The sequence below is a fragment of the Galbibacter sp. BG1 genome (assembly GCF_013391805.1).
Taxonomy (GTDB): Bacteria; Bacteroidota; Bacteroidia; order Flavobacteriales; family Flavobacteriaceae; genus Galbibacter.
This window is the reverse complement of the sequence record NZ_CP058364.1, coordinates 247,339-265,858: the sequence shown is the minus strand read 5'-3', so window position 1 is coordinate 265,858 and position 18,520 is coordinate 247,339. Positions and strand designations below refer to the sequence as shown.

Here is an 18,520-nt window from a genome sequence, read left to right as displayed (position 1 = left end):
TTTAATTTTAAACTATAAAAGTAACCTTTAAATTACATCAAAGGTTACTTTTAAATTTTTTATAAATGCTTATACCAAAGAATGTCTGGTCATAGCTTCGGGTTGTTTTATCCCCATCATTTTTAAAATGGTTGGGGCAATATCTCCCAGCACTCCATCATTTATTTTCTTGATGTCTTCATCGACAAGGATTAGCGGCACTGGATTTGTCGTGTGTGCTGTATTTGGTGTACCATCTGGATTTACCATGGTATCGCAATTTCCATGATCGGCAATAACGATGGTGGAATAACCATTTTCTAAAGCGGTTGTTATTACATCCTTGGCACATTCGTCTACAGCTTCACAAGCTTTTATAGCTGCTTCCATAACTCCTGTATGCCCAACCATATCGGGATTGGCAAAATTTAAGCACACAAAATCAACATCTCCTTTTTTCAGTTCAGGAACAATGCTATCGCGAATTTCGTAGGCACTCATTTCTGGTTTTAGATCGTAAGTAGCTACTTTTGGTGAAGGGCAGAGTAGTCTTTTTTCATTGGCAAAAGGTTCTTCCCTTCCACCGTTAAAGAAAAAAGTAACATGTGGATATTTTTCGGTCTCTGCTATTCTAATTTGATTTTTCCCTGCTTTGGAAATGGTTTCACCTAGTGTGTCAACAATATTATCTTTGCTGTACACTACATGGATATTTTTAAAAGTTTCGTCGTAATTGGTCATGGTCACAAAATACAGATCCAATTTGTGCATATTTTGCTCATGGAAATCCTCTTGAGACAAGGCTTGTGTTAATTGCCTTCCCCTGTCGGTTCTAAAATTGAAGAAAATGACTACATCTCCTTCTTCCACTTTTGCTATAGCATTGTTGTCGGCATCTTGTAATACAATTGGTTTTATAAATTCATCGGTTACATCATTGTCGTAGCTTTCCTGAATGGCTTCCAATGCATTTTTATAAGGAGCTCCCTGACCGTTTACAATAAGGTCGTAAGCCAATTTTACACGCTCCCAACGTTTATCCCTGTCCATGGCATAATAGCGACCAATAACAGAGGCTAACCTTGCATTGGTCTTGGCACAATGTTTTTGTATTTCTTCTATGAAACCTTTTCCGCTATGCGGATCCACATCACGGCCATCTGTAAACGCATGCACATAAACATCTTTTAATCCGTAGGCATTGGTAGCGTCCAAAAGTCCTTCTAAATGCTTGATATGGGAATGCACCCCTCCATCACTCAAAAGTCCTAAAAAGTGAACTTTTTTCTGATTCTCTTTGGCGTATTCAAAAGCTTTTTTAAGCTCTTTTTCTTCAGCAAGTGTATTTTTTTCAACTGCCATATTTATTTTGGCAAGATCTTGATATACAATTCGTCCCGCTCCCAAATTCATATGTCCAACCTCACTATTTCCCATTTGTCCTTCCGGAAGGCCAACATTCATACCATCGGTCAACAAATTCGCATTTGAGTATTTTGAATATAAAGAGTCTATAAAAGGAGTGTTTGCATTATCGATTGCAGATATTTTTGGATCTGGGGATTTTCCCCAACCATCCAAAATCATAAGTATTACTTTTTTGTCCATATCAGTATTAATTATACTTCAAAGATACTATTATAAAATTTTTGCGGAAAGCAGCCAAGCCAATATTTGCAGTGATGTTTCATACCGTAAAATAATAACCTTAAAGCGTTGTTTTTATAACATTCTGATGTAGAATAGGTTAAAATTAACAGAAAGAAGTTAAACATACGTTAAAGCTAAATTAGTAGTGAAACAATTTATGCGGTGCGGCGTCTTTTTAATATAACCAGTAAAACTAAATATTATGAGAAAGTTAGCACTTGTAATCGCCTTATTCCTGTCTGCCGGAATAACTTTTGCAAACACATCAAAAAACGAAAAAGAATTTAAAACAGCTACCACCATTTTGGTCGTAAAGCCTTCACCAAAAGTCTCGCCCTTTTGCATGTCTATTGTTAAGGGAGATTTAGCCACGGTACAAAAATTAATCAGTTTGGGAGCAGATGTAAACGAAAAGTCCAATGGAATGACACCAGCCATGTATGCTGCTAGGTACAATCGTGCAGATATTTTGGAGCTATTGGTTCTACACCAAGCCGATTTAAAAACAAAATGTTCCGGTAAGGGATATACGGCTATGGAGTATGCAAAATTATCTAACGCCAAAGATGCACAAGCTGTTTTGGAGAAAGCATTGAATTCTTAAATCTCAGAATTTAATTAATTTGATTTAGCGATCTAAAAAAAATCCCGCAACTGCGGGATTTTTTATGTTAGCTCTCGGGATTTGCCTTCTTTTAAATAGGAAACCCGGTAAAAAGGCGGTAAAAAAATGCATACACTGCTATTAAAAAACATGCAATGGTAAACCACATTACAGCTTTTAAAAGCGTTGCCACATAATTGTTCTTTAATTCTGAAAAGGAGCTGGAATAAAGCTCTTTAAGGAGTAAAAGTGTTGTCATACAAAATATTTAAAACTAATTAATAAATAATTTTAGCTTTAAATAGATTATTTACAAAGTATAGAGTTTTGGGAATGCATTTAATGCTATTTTAAAACTACTACATTTTTCAAAGCATTAAAAATGAGATCCCTACTGAAACGATAAGAAGTCATTATTTTTGTTAAATGGTAGCTTCGATAAATTTTTTATCCCAAAAACCGAGAATATTATTTTAATTCCGGATTAATATCAGAGATGTTGTTGGTAATATAAGTTTTCATAAACGTTTCTGTTAAATACTCACTTCCCATAAGTTGATAGCGCTTTAAAATAGAAATGATATCCAGTTTTTTGTAAGCTTCCAGCATAGGTTTAGAAATAGGGCGGTAGCTAAAATGCCACGGTTCGTACTTAAAACCTTTTCTTTTTGGGGTGTCGGTATAAACTAAATAAAACCCATAAGTATTCGCATTTTTATCGAGCCATTCTTTAAGCTTGCAAAAAGGGCCGTTGCCATGAAATTTACCTGGATCCAGAACATCTCCATCAACCTTTTTAGAACCATCGATAATATCTATATCAGTCCCCCAATGATGCCTGCTTGTTCCGGGAATAGTAGAATATTCCACTATTTTTTTAATAGCTTCTTCGGGCGATAAACCTCCAGCGGTATAGTTGGTGTACTTTCGCTCCCAAATGGATTTTTGCCTGTCGAAATTTCGATAACCAGAAACTACTTTTAAATCGATGCCTTCTTGTTTGGCAGCGTCTTTCATTTTTAGAAAAGATTGGTAAGCCTCTTCTTGAAGTCCGATTCCTTCCCCATGCAATGCAGGGTCTCCTTTTCCTATAAGTATTTCTTCAGAATATTCCTGTTGGGCAAACGTAGTTTTAACCGTTATCAATAATACAAGTAGACAAACAGATTTAAAAATTTTCAATAGCTTCATTTTAGGATAGAATTAATTATAAATGTAATTCTTTCTGATGAATCGACAGGTTCAAATTTTTAGAAATTCCCTTATCGAAAGAAATGGATGAAGGCTAAAACTTCCCACTTCCAATTTAAGTGCCTATTTTTGTGAAAAACAATGCCACATGCAGTTTGAAAACACACGTGATTTCGCAAAGAAATTAGATGCTCAAGATAAATTAGCGGTTTATAAAGATGAATTTATTTTCCCGGTAATCAATGGGAAAAAGGTGATTTATTTTACCGGGAATTCACTGGGATTACAACCAAAACGTAGCCAGAAATATATAAATGATATCATGAACGATTGGGGGGGACTTGCTGTTGAAGGTCATTTTAAAGCGGAAAAGCCTTGGTGGGATTATCATGAACGCCTTTCGGAACCTCTTTCAAAAGTGGTAGGGGCTAAGCCAGAAGAGGTCACTGTTATGAATACACTTACTGTAAACCTACATCTATTAATGGTTTCTTTTTATAGACCCACCAAAAAAAGATTTAAAATAATCTGTGAGGAAAAAGCTTTTCCTTCAGACCAGTATATGTTGGCCAGTCAAGTTAGGTTTCATGGCTTCGATCCTAAGGAAGCTATTGTTGAGGTTAAAAAGCGCAAAGGTGAAAACTTTTGGCGTACAGAAGATGTAGTGAAAGAGATTGATGCGGTTGGAGATGAATTGGCACTGGTTTTAATTGGAGGTGTAAATTATTACAACGGTCAAGTTTTCGATATGGAAACCATTACCAAAGCGGGTAAAAAAAATGGAGCTTTTGTTGGTTGGGATCTAGCGCATGCTGCTGGCAATGTAAAATTGGAATTAAATAAATGGGGAGTGGATTTTGCAGCCTGGTGCAGCTATAAATATATGAATAGTGGGCCGGGTAACGCTTCTGGCGCTTATATAAATGAAAAATACTTAGATAAAAAAGATATCCCTCGATTTGAAGGTTGGTGGGGCACCAAAAAGGAAACACGTTTTTTAATGGAACCAGAATTCCACCCTATGTCCAATGCCGAAGCTTGGCAAGTAAGCAATGCTCCAGTTTTGTCCATCGCACCTTATTTGGCATCGCTTTCCCTTTTCGATGAAGTCTCAATGGATGAGCTTATAGCAAAGCGTAATGTTTTAACCGCTTACCTAGAATTTGTTTTGCACACTATCGATGCCGAATTGGGAGACACTACTATTTTTGAAATAATAACCCCTAAAGAGCGAGGTTGCCAGTTATCGGTTTTTCTTCATGGACAAGGAAAGGAGTTGTTCGATTATCTAATGGAAAACGGAGTGATAACCGATTGGAGGGAACCCAATGTTATTCGCTTGGCGCCAACGCCTTTCTATAATTCTTTTGAAGAAATGTATGAATTCGGTCAAATTCTAAAAAGAGGAATTCAACAAATCAATTAAAAACTTTAAATTAGAGTCAGAATTTGGCATTATTTGTGTTTTAATGAGTAGAAACTAAAAATAATAGTATGAAGAATTCCCTGAGATTTGCCCTTATATTTTGCTTTGCCGGCTTGGTTTTAAGCTGTGCCTCCACGGTAGATAATATCGTTACCAATGCTATTTCAGCACCTTTGTCGGATATAAGGGTGTACGATATTTTAATGCCAATGCCCAACGATCCGCATATGGCAATGACGAAGAAGTTACCGGAGCAGGATGGAGACCAGCGTAGGGCCGATAGTTTGGTAGAGGTAATCGAAAAAAATATTATTAGGTTTAAAGATATTGATGTAGCAAAAGAAGAAGGGTACGAGTTTTTTCCGCCCGAACCACCTGCAGATATGAATATTGTTCATTTGGTGCATAGGAAGTATTCAGAAAAAGAAATGAAAAAAGGTTTTAATTCAGAAAAACCAGGATCTATTCTTTATGAGCGGGATGGGAATGGATGGAAACTTATTGGCGCCATGATTACCGCTCCAGTGGATGCTTCCAAAGAGGAATTGAACGATTTGGCGCCACTGTCGGTAACACAATGGCATTTGCACCAAAAGGTATGTGTGCCAAAACCTATTTGGGATAAAGAGGAATGGCAAAAAACCTTTCCAGATGGAACCCCCGTTTATGGACCTACGAGCAGTATTGCTTCAAAATCGGACTGTGAAAAATTTGATGGAACTTTTCTGCCAGTTGTTTTCGGCTGGATGACACATGCGTATGTTTACTTAGATAACCCCAACGATGTTTGGAATCAAATGTATGGGCACGATCATGGCGGACATCACGGAAATCACAGTTCCATGGATCATTCTGGGCATTAAAATTGAATTGTGGAATTAAGCTTCTTTTCTTTTTTTCAACAGAGCATTTCTATTATCCTGCCGGAATTTTGAAGGGGAGATACCGTAATGATCTTTAAAAATTTTAGAGAAATAACTCTTACTGGAAATACCAATTCGATCTTGAATTTCCAACATTGAAAAATCTGTTTCTGTTAATAGGGTAGTGGCCGTGCTGAGCCGTATGTTTTTAATATAATCATTAACAGTTTGACCGTATAATTCTTGAAATCCCAATTGAAGTTTGTTGGGGTTAACACCTACTTCTGAAGCTATTTCAGAAATAGTGTCTAGGTTATTTAAATTATGTTGAATGTGATTGGCGGCTTTTTCAATGATTTTTATCTCATGCTGTCTTAAAAGCTTTCGCTCATCGCCGTTTTCTTTATCATCTTTGTACTGAAGTATTTGTTGGGCCAACACCACATAGGTTTTCCCCTCCAAAAACAGATTTCTTAAAAAGCGTTCTTCAGCATAGTTATTTATATTTTTAAGGGTATTGGCAATTATTAAACTGTAAAAACCTTCATAATAAAATGGTTTGGCGCCTTTTTTATCCTTAAAAAGATCGAGTAAGCTTTTGTCGAGATCGTCCATGTCGCAACGTAGCCTTTCCTCGAATAAAGCCCGGATAACCTCCACACTATTAATAGATACTTGGGTATTGGCCTTTAGCTGAAATACGTGCCCAAAACTATTTTGGCTAGCTACTATCGCATTTTGAAATTGAGAAATGTGGTTTAATTTATTGGAATTTTCGAAACGGTGATAGAAATCCCCTTCTTGACAAAAAATAAATTTTATGGGGTGAACATCATCTACGACAAACTGAATTTCCAAATCTTCTTTAAAACAACAATTGTACTGTATTAATCCCAATCCTCTACTAAAATTGATGCCTTTTATGGTTCCTTCTCCATATTTTTCTGGGATTTCTAAGATGTATTCTTCGCAAATTACTTTGAAATCGGTATTCAATGCAATGGCGATATCTTGAATAACTTCATCTATAGGTAAAGACTGTACCTTAATGCTGTTCATTTATATAATTTAGGTTGTTGAAAGAATAAAGCTAAATTACTAATTATTTTCTTATTTGAGGGAAAAACTAACCAATAGGAAAAGCACGTTTAAGCTGATTATCTCTTTAATTCTTTTTTGAAAACACCCCGTTTTAACGCAATCGAAAATAATAATAACACAAACCATTATATATGCCTACCTGGTTGGTAGATTATGCGTTTAATATGGTATCTTAGCGTATTGCTGTTAACGGCATTTCAACTTAAAATCTAACCTTCTAAGAGATTATGTATCAAGAATTAGACATCGATGTACAAATGGATGTGGAATCAATCCAAGACATTAAGATTGTTCCATCCATCTTAAATGTAATCTGTAAAACAACGGGCATGGGTTTTGCCGCCGTTTCACGGGTTACGGAGAAAGAATGGGTTACCTGTACTTCGATGGATAACATTAATTTTAAGCTGAAATCTGGCGACCAACTAGATGTTAACAATACCATTTGTAGCGAAATAAGGGAACACGGTCAAAAAGTGATAATTGAAGATGCTACCGAAGATCTCTACTATTCATCACACCCGAGTCCGCCCTTATTTGGTTTTCAAAGCTATATAGCAGTTCCAATTTATAGAAAAAATAAAGAATTCTTCGGTACTTTATTTGCGCTCGACCCGAAGCCAGTAAAGTTAAAGAATCCAGAAATTTTAGAAATGTTCAAAATGTATGCGGAATTAATCTCCCTGCATTTGGAAATGACGGATGATCTCAAAAATACAAAGCTCCAACTGCGCGAGGAACGTAAAATAGCCGAACTACGTGAAACGTTTATCGCCGTACTAGGGCACGATTTGCGTAACCCTGTTGGCACAGCCCGGATGTCGGCCGATATTTTATTAAAACAAGATTTACCAAAACCTGTGTTAAGGCAGATAGATATTATAAAATCTTCTTCCTACCGTATGCAGGAGCTTATAGATAATCTTTTGGATTTTGCGAAAGGACATTTAGGGGATGGTATAAAATTAAAATTGGAACGGGACAGAAAAGAACTTCTTAAAGAGATAAAGCAAGTAATTGCAGAAGCGCGAGCGCTCGATCCTTCCCGGGAAGTAATTAGCAATATCAAATTTAACGAAAGTGTTTTATGCGACCCGCACCGCATCGCTCAACTACTATCTAATTTGTTGGGGAATGCTTTAAAGCACGGAAGCCGAAAACAGCCGCTCCAAGTAGATGTGTATATCGAGCATAGAAACTTTATAATGTCGGTAACCAATGGGGGCAAAAAAATACCGGACACAAAAATCAATAATTTATTTAAGCCTTATTATAAAGAGCATACACCTAAAAACGAATCTGGATTAGGTCTTGGGCTATATATTGTTTCTGAAATTGCAAAAGCACACAATGGAGTAGTAAATGTGAAGTCTGATGATATGCGTACCACTTTTACCTTTAAAATGCCTTTGGTACGTAGACCGATAGACTAACTTTTATTTCAACAATCTCTAACATGATTTAACAATCATTCCATTTTTAGCATAAAAATTATGTAAAATCCTTCATTTTGATGGTGTTAAGGCTCAATTTTCTATAACTTTAAGATAATAAGAAAGTTTAGGAACGTTTGAAATATGTGGAAGATTAACCATCTTGAAGAAAAGGAAATAAAGAAAATTACAAATCAGCTTGCTGAAAATAAAGAACTCAATTGTTCTTTGCCAGGAGGAGGTTTGTTGCATATAGAACCAGGGTTTCCCTATTTGGTGGTTTACCGAAGAAGTAAAAAAAACAACCATCTTAAAAAAATTGCCGCCAATGAGGCTTCTTATCTTATAATAGGAAACAAAGATTTTAAAAAATACCAAAAGTTAATAATCGCTATTTCCGATTTACTCTCTACACGGTTTAAATCGTATATGCTGCTGGAACTTTTTTTGGCTGAAAAAGAAAAGACTTCATTTTGTATAAAAGGTCCAGAAGATATTTTGCCTTCTACCTTAAATACGTTACAGGAGGCGCTTCAAAATATTCCAGATAGTAAGTCGGGAGCGTATTTTAAAGCTGCTATATCCAACACCCGCAAACGACAACCAAAAGGAAAAGCCAAGCTTTTAACTATTACAAAAGCAAAACAATGCGGGGCATTGGTCGTGGGTTTAGAAATCCCTTCAGCATTTAATGATGAAGATGGGGTATTTTATCCTTTATATTTTAGGGATTTTAAAGATTCGATCATAGAAGCTATTCATCTCGCCGTATTCGATTTTATTCGCGTACAGACGTCTTGTGGGGTAAGAAGTGTTAGAGCCTTGGGCAGGCAGTCTTTAAAAGATAAGGTTTATGAAATAGATAAAAAGCTTTCCAGATTGGAGCGATCCTACAAGTTTCTGTGGTTGGTATCGCCCTCGAATATTCACAACATTAAAAAGACTTTTTTCAATTCGGGATTCGAGAAAATACTGGATTACCATTATCGTCTGCTTCCGGTAGACCCCGATCTAATAAAGCGAAGACTTTACAATCTTAAGATCGAAGATGTCGACGATCCGGCGATGTCTCATCTTTTTCGGGAAAAAAGGGAGGAATTAGATCAACAAATTTCCATGCTGAGCGAACGTGGGAGTCCAAATTTCTTTTACAACGGTTTAAAACTCTATGGAAATGTAGATGACGAACTATTGAAAAATGCTCAAGAGATTTTGAGGTTTTTACCAAATGATATGGAAGAAGAAAATAGACCTACCATGGATGCCAGGGAGTTTGCATCTTTTGCCAGAAAGGAATTTCAATATTTCCACGATCAGGATGATCAGTTTAAAAGTAAAATACATTTGCGTAAGGACGTCAACATTATGATGGTCAATCAAGGGGAGCTTTATATTCCAGCGGATTACAAAACTGGCAGGATGGAAGCCAAAGCGCTTATTCAACACGAGGTTGGAACCCATGTGCTTACCTATTTTAATGGAAGCAAACAACCATTTGAACAGCTCTCGATAGGTTTGGCAGATTACGATACCATGCAGGAAGGCGTAGCTGTAATGGCAGAGTATCTTTCAGGTGGACTCACAGTAAACCGGTTGCGAATCCTCGCCGGAAGAGTGGTGGCAGGGAAGGCTTTGATAGATAATTATGATTTTAGGGGGATTTTTCAATTGTTGTTTAAAGAGTACGGCTTTAGTAAAGAGCGTGCTTTTAATATTACCTCAAGGATCATGCAGGGAGGTGGTTTCTTAAAAGATATAATTTATTTGAAAGGCCTGGTTAAACTAAGAAATTACCTCAAAGAAGGTGGTTCATACGAACTTTTGTTTACTGGGAAATTTGCTTTTCATCATGTAAACATTATAAAAGAATTAACCGACCGTAAAGTACTGCAACCACCAGCGTTAATACCGAGTTATGCGGGAGGGAAATTATACGAAAACCGATTGAAGGATATAAGAGACGGACTCCCCATACATAAAATGGTAAGCGAACAGGAAGAACTTCGGGAATCTGTATCCCAGTAACGAAAGAATATAATTAAGGGCGGTGGCTGGAATAATTAAAAAAAGATAAAATGAAAATATGTTTTGTATTAAATAAAATTGAGAAAGAAAAGGCAGGAACTTCTGTGGCTCTAATGACAAAAGCACATGCAAGAGGGCATGAAGTTTTTGTTATGGGGGTGGGCGATTTTAATTTTGAATATGGCGGTACGATTACACTTAATACCACTAAAGTTCCCAAATCTACCACAACAAAGTCGCCAAAGAAATTTTTAGAAATTTTACAAGGGGCAAAAGCGAAAAAGAAAAAAGTAGTTTCTACCGATTTGGATGTTCTTTTCATCCGTAACAATCCTACGGAAGAAGGGGCAGAAAGGCATTGGGCCGAACAATCTGGAATCGCTTTTGGGAGAATGATCCAGAGTCAGGGTGTGCTGGTATTAAATGACGCCTACGCGCTTTCGCATGCTTTTATAGATAAACTCTATTTTGAAGAACTTCCGAAGGAAATAAAACCGGCCTCCATAATCACTAGGAATAAAGAAGACATCTTAACCTTTTGGGAAGCGCACGATAAGAAAATGGTGCTAAAACCTCTCGAAGGATCTGGAGGTGCCGATGTTTTTCTAATTGATGAACACGAAAAAAATATCAATCAAATCATAAAAACCATTAGCGATCAAGGGTATGTTATTGCCCAAGAATATTTGCCAGCGGTAAAAGATGGTGATGTGCGTGTTCTTTTATTAAATGGAAGAGTGCTGGAAGAAAAAGGAGAAAAAGCCATTATTAGAAGAGTTAGTGGAGAAGGGGAATTCCGAAGTAATTTTAAATTGGGGGCCACGGCAGATAGCAGCGAGCTTACGCCGGCGATGAAGCAAATAATTGACTTAACAGCTCCAAAGCTTATAAAAGATGGTCTGTTTTTAGTGGGATTGGATATTGTGAAAGATAAATTGATTGAAATCAATGTACTAAGTCCGGGTGGCTTGGAGAGGTTCGCAGATATTGGCCTGCCCGATTTTACAGATACCATTATAGAATCCATAGAGCGGAAGCTATTCTACAAGCAAAAATACGGCGGACAACTAGCAAATAAAGTGTTGGCAACTATGTATTAAAAGAAAAATAGAATATTAAATTATGGAGGTAGATAGAATAATAGGAAAATATTCAAGCGATAAAAAAGGACCTTTGCTTTTTATTACGGCCGGTATTCATGGAAACGAACCTAGCGGGGTCAAAGCCTTACAAAAGGTTTTTAAAGAATTGAATAAAACAAAGCCGATTATAAATGGGACTGTTTTAGGTGTTGCAGGGAATAAAAAAGCACTAAAAGAAGGTGTAAGATATATCGATGAAGATTTAAACCGCACCTGGACGAAAGAAAATATAAGTTCCCGTGTTGAAAAATCCCACGAACATAAGGAAATGTATGAGATCATGAAAGTGCTGGAAGACGAAAGCAGGGAAGCATTTACCGAAAGATATTTTTTAGACTGCCATACGACTTCTTCTGCAAGTTTACCTTTCATTTCGGTGCAAGAGGTGAACGATAATGATGTATGGGCGCACCTGTTCCCTACCTATATCGTTAGAGGCTTTAGTGATATTATCACAGGGGATATCGACCATTACCTTAGTAGGATTGGTATCACTGGTTTTGTTTTTGAAGCTGGGCAGCACACAAGTGATGAAGCACAAGAAAATCATGAAGGAATGATATGGTTGGCTCTTGAAAAAGCGTGTGACCTAAATTTGGAAGAAATTTCTTGTTATCCAGAATGTGTCACCAAATTTTCAGAAGAAAATGCTCCCGACCAGAAGACATTTGAAATTCTCTATCGCCACGAACTCGATGAAAAAGTATCTTTCGCCATGGAATCAGGTTTTGAGAATTTCAGTAAAATTACCAAGGGGCAATTGCTGGCAAAAGAAAATGGACACAAAGTTATAAGCAAGTGGGATGCCCATATCTTTATGCCCTTATACCAAACCCAAGGGAACGATGGTTTTTTTGTAATTAAAGAAGTTTCTGGATCCTAAAAATTTGGTTTCTACCGCTCCACAGAAAATTTATAAAGCGAAACCGTATGGTAAGTCTCATCCGGATTCAATCTTATCGATGGAAAGTTTTCTTGATTTGGTGAGTCTGGAAAATGTTGTGTTTCTAAGGCGAAAGCCGTCCTATAATCATCTTTTGCCCCGGTTTTTAAAGTGTTTTTACTTTTCATAAAGTTTCCACTATAAAATTGTAAGCCTGGTTCTTCCGTAAGGATGTCCATTATAATACCGCTTTTATCCCCTTTGATGGTTGCTGCATGGATCATACCGCCTTTTTTAGGACCATTCAGCACAAAATTATGGTCGTAGCCCTTTCCAAATTTTAATTGCTCGTTTTTTGTATCAATGCGCTCACCAATTGAATGAATAGTTGTAAAATCAAATGGGGTTCCTTTTACGTCTTCGATTCGTCCCGTGGGTATTAATCCCGAATCGACCGGAGTAAATTCGTTAGCATATATTTTTAGTTTATGATTTAAAATAGTTCCACTGCCTTCCCCGTTTAGATTAAAAAAGGCGTGGTTCGTTAAATTTACCACGGTAGGCGCATCGGTGTTGGCTTGATAGTCTATTTTTAGAGCATTTTCTTGGGTAATAGTATAGGTAACTTTTACTTCTAGGTTTCCGGGGAAACCTTCCTCCATATCTACAGACGTATAGCTAAAGACCAAGGTATGATCGTTTGTTTTTTCGGTTTTCCAGACCACATCTTGAAAACCTTTTTTCCCTCCGTGCAAACTGTTCTCTCCATCATTAGTAGGAATTTGGTATTGTTTGCCTTCCAAAGTAAATGTGCCATTGGCAATTCTGTTCCCAACTCTTCCAATGGTAGCACCAAAATAAGGTTCAGTAGATTCCATATAGCTTTTTATACTGGGCATCCCGATAACAACATCTGTGTAATTTCCATTTTTATCGGGAACCCATAAACCCACCAAGCGCCCCCCGTAATTGGTGAAAGCGGCTAACATATTCTTATTTTTTATCCAGTATAAACCAACATTTTTGTTGTTTAAAACGGTATCAAATTCTTTATCATTTAAATAGGTTTCTATAGAATCGGTTTCTAAATTGTTGGAAACTTGAGCGTCAGAGGTTTTTTCCTTTTTTTCGTTTTTACAGGAAATACTGATAATTAGAATTGAAAATAGAGCAGCAAGAAAAGTATTATTCGTATGCATTGTGTATGTATTCAAAATTTAATTAGAAATAATAATAAGACAAATTTTGTTAATTGTACTTGTAATAGTACAAAATACTATTAAAAATTCTGATATTTAAGAGCTGAAAATTATAATTACGGCGAATTAATAGTTATTATTTTGAGAAAACGTAACTATTTTATGGGTTTTTTAATAACCCATTAATCAATGGGTTTAGAAACTGTCATAGGCCTTTATAAATAAATTTTTAACCAACAAAAACAATAATAATGATTAACCAATTTAAATTTAAGAACCAATGGTTTTTGCTTTTGATGATTTTTTTAATGAGTGCTTCTGCATTTTCCCAAAAATGGAAACCAGCAGGGGATAAAATTAAAACAGAATGGGCAGGGAAAATCGATGTCAATAATGTGTTGTCGGAATATCCACGGCCCATAATGAAGCGTACGGAATGGAAAAACCTAAATGGATTGTGGGATTACAAAATACAAAAAGCAGGCGGAACTGTGCCTAAAGAGTATGCAGAAAAAATTTTGGTTCCTTTTGCTGTGGAGTCGAGTCTCTCCGGGGTTATGAAAGAACTAGGTGCCGATAACGAACTTTGGTATAAAACCATTTTTACAATTCCAGAGGGGTGGAGCGATAAGAATATTCTACTACATTTTGGAGCCGTCGATTGGAAGGCAGAAGTGTGGCTCAATGACGTAAAAATTGGTTCGCACACTGGGGGATATGCTCCATTTTCTTTTGATATCACTCCTTTTTTAGAAGCCGGGGAGCAGCAATTAATCGTAAAGGTTTGGGACCCCACTAGCGACGGTCCGCAACCGAGAGGGAAACAAGTTAAAGAGCCTAAAGGAATTTGGTATACACCGGTTAGCGGTATTTGGCAAACCGTGTGGTTGGAACCAGTTTCAGAAAAAAGCATCCACGACTTAAAAATCACTCCAAATATTGATAACAATACCGTAAAGATCTTAACAGACTTAACAAATGCATCTTACGGAGACATTGTTGAGGTTACGGTTAAAGATAATGGTAAGGTGTTATCTGTTTCAAAAGCCAGTGCAAATGAAACATTGGAGATCCTTGTGGAGAATCAAAAACTATGGTCTCCAGAATCCCCGTTTTTATATGATTTATCAGTAAAACTGATAAGTAAAGGAAAGGTTGTTGATGAAGTGGACAGTTATTTTGCAATGCGTAAAATTTCCAAGAAAAGGGATGAAAATGGTATCGTAAGAATGCAACTTAATAATGAAGACTACTTTCAGTTTGGCCCTTTGGACCAAGGATGGTGGCCAGATGGATTGTATACTGCGCCAACAGATGAAGCTTTAAAATACGATATTATTAAAACAAAAGAGTTAGGTTTTAATATGATTCGTAAACACGTTAAGGTAGAGCCTGCTCGATGGTATACGCATTGCGATCGATTAGGGGTTTTGGTTTGGCAGGACATGCCAAATGGCGATAGTGCGCCTCTTTGGCAAGGGAAAAAATATTTCGATGGAACTGAGCTTAAAAGAAGTGCAGAATCGGAAGAGATTTACCGTAAAGAATGGAAAGAAATTATCGATTACCTTTATTCCTATCCAAGTATTGTAGTCTGGGTGCCTTTTAATGAAGCTTGGGGACAATTTAAAACCGTTGAAATTACAGAGTGGACCCAGAATTACGATCCTTCGAGACTTATAAATTCCGCTAGTGGTGGAAACCATTTTCAAACCGGTGATATTTTAGACCTTCACAATTATCCAGGGCCTAAAATGTATTTATACGATGCGCAGCGAATAACCGTTCTGGGGGAATATGGCGGTATTGGCCTTCCTATTGAAGGGCACCTTTGGAAAAGCGATAATAACTGGGGATATATAAAGTTCAAGAACTCAAAAGAAACTACCGAAGAATATATAAAATACGCCAGACAGTTAATGAATATGGTAAAAACCGGATTCTCCGCAGCGGTCTATACGCAAACCACCGATGTAGAGGGAGAGGTGAACGGTTTTATGACCTACGATAGAAAAGTGGATAAAATGGACTTTAAAAAAGTACGCGATGTTAACCAAGAAGTAATTAACAGTATTCGGCTAGATAAAAAGACAAAACCTTAAAATTTGCGAAACTTTAGATATTTTTCATTTTAAATAGAAAAGGGAAGCCTTTGATGGTATCAAAGCTTCCCTTTAAAATTTTTATAAATAAAAACTTAGTAATTGTAGGTAATAGGTACTTCAATTCTAAGCTTGTCCCAACCCATAATCATTTTGGCGCCACCGTCCATAGGCTCAAAAGTAATGGAAAATGCTTCAAGCGATTTACTATCACTTCCAGCAGGAACTTTAATACGGGCAACATCGTTACCTTCTTTGTAGGAGTAAGCTCCCCAAACATCTACATCTTTGTTAATAATTACTGTCCATTCATCTTTTCCAGGAATAGTGAACAAACTGTAAGTACCCGCAGAAATTGGTTTTCCACCTATAGAAACGTCTTGATAGAACTTAATCTCCGTCGCTTCATTAGCTCCAGTTCTCCATACATCTCCATAAGGAGCAAGATCGGTTCCTACGGCACGTCCTTTTAGTTGAGGTCGTCCGTAAACAACCTTCATCAAGGGAGCAGCGTTTTTTTCTGGTCTGAAATAAACGATGTCGGCAGGACTTTTATCCAGTCCGCTAAATTTTTGGGCTTCTACTTGTGTTGAAAATGTAAAGGCGGCTATGAATAACATAGCGATTAATGATTTCTTCATAATGATTTTTTAATTGTTTAGTGAAATAATGATTTAGTCATTACTCTTTATGAGTATAAAAAGATAAAGAGAACTTACAATTTTAAAAAGAAATACTTCCTAAATTATAGTTAAGACTTCTATTTGAATGTGTTTTGCATATTTTTGTTTTAATTTGTAATCTTTTAAAGGTTATTTGTTTTTAAATAGAAAGTTGTATTGCATATTTGCCTTATAGATAATTAGAAATAAAAAAAATCAAGATATAGTTATGTGTGGAATTGTTTGTGCATTCGATTTAAAAGAAAAGGCCGATGACTTAAGACCTCAGTTATTGGAAATGTCTAAAAGGGTTCGTCATAGAGGGCCAGACTGGAGCGGTATTTACAGCGATGAAAAGGCTATTTTAGCTCATGAACGCTTGGCAATTGTAGATCCAGCTTCTGGGAAACAACCTTTATTGAGCGAAGATGGAAAATTGATTTTGGCAGCAAATGGTGAAATTTATAACCACAGGGAATTGCGCAAACAGTTTGAGGGTAAATATGATTTTAAAACGGAATCGGACTGCGAAGTTATTTTAGCACTGTATAAAGAAAAAGGAGTAGAATTTATAGATGAGATGAATGGAATTTTCGGTTTCGCTATTTACGATGCTGAAAAGGATGAGTATTTTGTGGCTAGGGACCATATGGGGATTATCCCTCTTTACGTAGGATGGGATAAAAATGGAACGTTCTATGTGGCTTCAGAATTAAAAGCGCTGGAAGGCGTTTGTACCAAAATACAGCTTTTTCCTCCAGGGCACTACCTACATAGTTCTGATGGTGAATTTAAAAAATGGTATGTTAGGGATTGGACGGAGTACGATGCCGTAAAAGACAATAAAACCAGTATTCAAAAAATAAAGGAAGCTTTAGAAGCTGCAGTACATAGACAATTAATGTCCGATGTTCCTTACGGAGTTTTACTTTCTGGGGGATTGGATTCATCGGTAACTTCAGCCATTGCTAAAAAATATGCTGAAAAGAGAATTGAATCAGATGATACTTCCGAAGCTTGGTGGCCACGCTTACACTCTTTCTCTGTAGGGCTGGAGGGTTCTCCAGATCTAGCGGCCGCTCAAAAAGTAGCGGACCATATCGGGACTGTACACCACGAAATTAAATTTACCATTCAAGAAGGCTTGGATGCCATAAAAGATGTGGTTTACAACTTAGAAACTTACGATATTACTACGATACGAGCTTCCACGCCTATGTATTTAATGGCAAGGGTCATTAAGTCGATGGGAATTAAAATGGTGTTGTCTGGCGAAGGTGCCGATGAGCTATTTGGAGGCTATTTGTATTTCCACAAGGCACCAAATGCCAAAGAGTTTCATGAAGAAACAGTAAGGAAGTTAAGCAAACTACATATGTACGATTGCTTGCGGGCCAACAAATCTTTAGCCGCATGGGGCATAGAAGGACGGGTGCCGTTTTTGGACAAAGAGTTTATGGATGTGGCGATGAGCATCAACCCAGAAGATAAAATGATCAACGGCGAGCGTATGGAAAAATGGGTAGTTCGTAAAGCGTTTGAAGATTACCTGCCGGAAAGCGTAGCATGGAGGCAAAAGGAACAATTTTCAGACGGGGTTGGATATAGTTGGATCGATACTTTAAAAGAAGTCGTAAATCAAGAGGTGAGCGATGAACAATTGGCGAATGCTAAATTTAGGTTCCCAATACAAACACCTACTTCCAAAGAAGAGTTTTATTACCGTTCTATTTTTGAAGAGCATTTCCCATCTGACGCTGCTGCGCTTTGCGTTCCCCAGGAAGCATCCGTAGCCTGTAGTACACAAATTGCTTTGGAATGGGATGAAGCGTTTAAAAACATGAACGATCCATCTGGAAGAGCTGTGGCTAGGGTCCATGCCGATGCCTATGAAAAATAATTATCCGATAATTTATATTTTATAACTCAAAAATCCTGCTTTTGCGGGATTTTTGGTTTTTTAGCTTTAGATGAAAATATTAAAATTCAGTAAAATTGATTTTAAAGCTGTTTTTAAGCGATTTAAGAGCGTTTTTAAGTAATCAACAATTGTTGATAATTTTAAGTCCTTTTGCGTTAAAACCTTTAAAAACAGCCCTTATTTTCGTATATTTGTAAGTGTTCAAAAAAATGCACCACAAGTGCATTTTTTTATGACCAAAGGTTACAAAAATAAATGTTGATATAAACTTCAGAAACGGTCTTTTGGCAGTTTTTAGGTTTGTTGGATTCAGTTAAATGTTTCATTCTATAAATGGCG

Annotated in this window: 15 protein-coding genes; 9 read left to right on the top strand and 6 right to left on the bottom strand. The window is 36.8% G+C overall.

Annotated elements, in window-relative coordinates; genetic code table 11:
- Positions 1 to 69: 69 nt before the first annotated feature.
- Positions 70 to 1,587: a 2,3-bisphosphoglycerate-independent phosphoglycerate mutase gene (gene gpmI / locus HX109_RS01085; RefSeq protein WP_178949385.1), complete on the bottom strand. Its 1,518-nt coding sequence runs from the start codon at positions 1,585 to 1,587 to the stop codon at positions 70 to 72.
- 244 nt (positions 1,588 to 1,831) lie between these two features.
- Between gpmI and HX109_RS01080 the strand changes: the two genes are divergently transcribed.
- Positions 1,832 to 2,233: an ankyrin repeat domain-containing protein gene (locus HX109_RS01080; protein WP_178949384.1), complete on the top strand. Its 402-nt coding sequence runs from the start codon at positions 1,832 to 1,834 to the stop codon at positions 2,231 to 2,233.
- 91 nt (positions 2,234 to 2,324) lie between these two features.
- Here the strand turns inward: HX109_RS01080 and HX109_RS01075 are convergent, their stop codons facing one another.
- Both HX109_RS01075 and HX109_RS01070 read right to left on the bottom strand, forming a co-directional pair.
- Positions 2,325 to 2,492: a DUF6747 family protein gene (locus tag HX109_RS01075; RefSeq protein ID WP_178949383.1), complete on the bottom strand. Its 168-nt coding sequence runs from the start codon at positions 2,490 to 2,492 to the stop codon at positions 2,325 to 2,327.
- Positions 2,493 to 2,701: 209 nt separating this feature from the next.
- Complete coding sequence (locus HX109_RS01070) at positions 2,702 to 3,424, bottom strand: M15 family metallopeptidase (RefSeq protein WP_178949382.1); 723 nt, start codon at positions 3,422 to 3,424, stop codon at positions 2,702 to 2,704.
- A gap of 148 nt (positions 3,425 to 3,572) precedes the next feature.
- Between HX109_RS01070 and kynU the strand changes: the two genes are divergently transcribed.
- The gene (gene kynU, locus HX109_RS01065) at positions 3,573 to 4,850 is read left to right on the top strand and encodes a kynureninase (RefSeq protein ID WP_178949381.1); all 1,278 of its coding nucleotides are present in this window, start codon (positions 3,573 to 3,575) and stop codon (positions 4,848 to 4,850) included.
- A 68-nt stretch (positions 4,851 to 4,918) separates the two neighbouring features.
- Complete coding sequence (locus HX109_RS01060) at positions 4,919 to 5,713, top strand: hypothetical protein (RefSeq protein WP_178949380.1); 795 nt, start codon at positions 4,919 to 4,921, stop codon at positions 5,711 to 5,713.
- A gap of 15 nt (positions 5,714 to 5,728) precedes the next feature.
- Here HX109_RS01060 and HX109_RS01055 read toward each other — a convergent pair whose 3' ends face one another.
- A complete protein-coding gene (locus tag HX109_RS01055) occupies positions 5,729 to 6,772 on the bottom strand; it encodes a helix-turn-helix domain-containing protein (RefSeq protein WP_178949379.1) in 1,044 nt (347 codons plus the stop codon).
- A 269-nt stretch (positions 6,773 to 7,041) separates the two neighbouring features.
- On the opposite strand from HX109_RS01055, the gene HX109_RS01050 reads away from it, so the two are divergent.
- From HX109_RS01050 to HX109_RS01035, 4 genes are all read left to right on the top strand, one after another.
- Positions 7,042 to 8,247 carry a GAF domain-containing sensor histidine kinase gene (locus tag HX109_RS01050; protein ID WP_178949378.1) on the top strand — a complete coding sequence of 402 codons (1,206 nt, stop codon included), beginning with the start codon at positions 7,042 to 7,044 and terminating at the stop codon, positions 8,245 to 8,247.
- Positions 8,248 to 8,391: 144 nt separating this feature from the next.
- Positions 8,392 to 10,272 (top strand): flavohemoglobin expression-modulating QEGLA motif protein, encoded by a 1,881-nt coding sequence (locus HX109_RS01045; protein ID WP_178949377.1) that lies wholly within the window; start codon positions 8,392 to 8,394, stop codon positions 10,270 to 10,272.
- 50 nt (positions 10,273 to 10,322) lie between these two features.
- Positions 10,323 to 11,372, top strand: coding sequence for a glutathione synthetase (locus HX109_RS01040; RefSeq protein ID WP_178949376.1), 1,050 nt, complete (start codon positions 10,323 to 10,325; stop codon positions 11,370 to 11,372).
- Positions 11,373 to 11,394: 22 nt separating this feature from the next.
- Entirely contained in the window at positions 11,395 to 12,297 is a 903-nt protein-coding gene (locus HX109_RS01035) for a succinylglutamate desuccinylase/aspartoacylase family protein (RefSeq protein WP_178949375.1), read from the top strand.
- Positions 12,298 to 12,308: 11 nt separating this feature from the next.
- Here the strand turns inward: HX109_RS01035 and HX109_RS01030 are convergent, their stop codons facing one another.
- Positions 12,309 to 13,496 carry an aldose epimerase family protein gene (locus HX109_RS01030; RefSeq protein ID WP_178949374.1) on the bottom strand — a complete coding sequence of 396 codons (1,188 nt, stop codon included), beginning with the start codon at positions 13,494 to 13,496 and terminating at the stop codon, positions 12,309 to 12,311.
- Positions 13,497 to 13,747: 251 nt separating this feature from the next.
- Between HX109_RS01030 and HX109_RS01025 the strand changes: the two genes are divergently transcribed.
- Complete coding sequence (locus HX109_RS01025) at positions 13,748 to 15,598, top strand: glycoside hydrolase family 2 protein (protein WP_178949373.1); 1,851 nt, start codon at positions 13,748 to 13,750, stop codon at positions 15,596 to 15,598.
- 95 nt (positions 15,599 to 15,693) lie between these two features.
- Here the strand turns inward: HX109_RS01025 and HX109_RS01020 are convergent, their stop codons facing one another.
- A complete protein-coding gene (locus HX109_RS01020; RefSeq protein WP_178949372.1) occupies positions 15,694 to 16,239 on the bottom strand; it encodes a DUF2911 domain-containing protein in 546 nt (181 codons plus the stop codon).
- Positions 16,240 to 16,489: 250 nt separating this feature from the next.
- Between HX109_RS01020 and asnB the strand changes: the two genes are divergently transcribed.
- Positions 16,490 to 18,160 (top strand): asparagine synthase B, encoded by a 1,671-nt coding sequence (gene asnB, locus HX109_RS01015; protein ID WP_178949371.1) that lies wholly within the window; start codon positions 16,490 to 16,492, stop codon positions 18,158 to 18,160.
- The last annotated feature ends 360 nt before the right edge of the window (positions 18,161 to 18,520 follow it).

Excerpts from the sequence above, each read along its gene's own strand:
- HX109_RS01050 (WP_178949378.1), top strand. The coding sequence starts at position 7,042 with ATGTATCAAGAATTAGACATCGATGTACAAATGGATGTGGAATCAATC.
- HX109_RS01020 (WP_178949372.1), bottom strand. The coding sequence starts at position 16,239 with ATGAAGAAATCATTAATCGCTATGTTATTCATAGCCGCCTTTACATTT.
- asnB (WP_178949371.1), top strand. The coding sequence starts at position 16,490 with ATGTGTGGAATTGTTTGTGCATTCGATTTAAAAGAAAAGGCCGATGAC.
- HX109_RS01075 (WP_178949383.1), bottom strand. The coding sequence starts at position 2,492 with ATGACAACACTTTTACTCCTTAAAGAGCTTTATTCCAGCTCCTTTTCA.
- HX109_RS01045 (WP_178949377.1), top strand. The coding sequence starts at position 8,392 with ATGTGGAAGATTAACCATCTTGAAGAAAAGGAAATAAAGAAAATTACA.
- kynU (WP_178949381.1), top strand. The coding sequence starts at position 3,573 with ATGCAGTTTGAAAACACACGTGATTTCGCAAAGAAATTAGATGCTCAA.
- HX109_RS01035 (WP_178949375.1), top strand. The coding sequence starts at position 11,395 with ATGGAGGTAGATAGAATAATAGGAAAATATTCAAGCGATAAAAAAGGA.
- HX109_RS01055 (WP_178949379.1), bottom strand. The coding sequence starts at position 6,772 with ATGAACAGCATTAAGGTACAGTCTTTACCTATAGATGAAGTTATTCAA.
- gpmI (WP_178949385.1), bottom strand. The coding sequence starts at position 1,587 with ATGGACAAAAAAGTAATACTTATGATTTTGGATGGTTGGGGAAAATCC.
- HX109_RS01040 (WP_178949376.1), top strand. The coding sequence starts at position 10,323 with ATGAAAATATGTTTTGTATTAAATAAAATTGAGAAAGAAAAGGCAGGA.
- HX109_RS01070 (WP_178949382.1), bottom strand. The coding sequence starts at position 3,424 with ATGAAGCTATTGAAAATTTTTAAATCTGTTTGTCTACTTGTATTATTG.
- HX109_RS01060 (WP_178949380.1), top strand. The coding sequence starts at position 4,919 with ATGAAGAATTCCCTGAGATTTGCCCTTATATTTTGCTTTGCCGGCTTG.
- HX109_RS01080 (WP_178949384.1), top strand. The coding sequence starts at position 1,832 with ATGAGAAAGTTAGCACTTGTAATCGCCTTATTCCTGTCTGCCGGAATA.
- HX109_RS01030 (WP_178949374.1), bottom strand. The coding sequence starts at position 13,496 with ATGCATACGAATAATACTTTTCTTGCTGCTCTATTTTCAATTCTAATT.
- HX109_RS01025 (WP_178949373.1), top strand. The coding sequence starts at position 13,748 with ATGATTAACCAATTTAAATTTAAGAACCAATGGTTTTTGCTTTTGATG.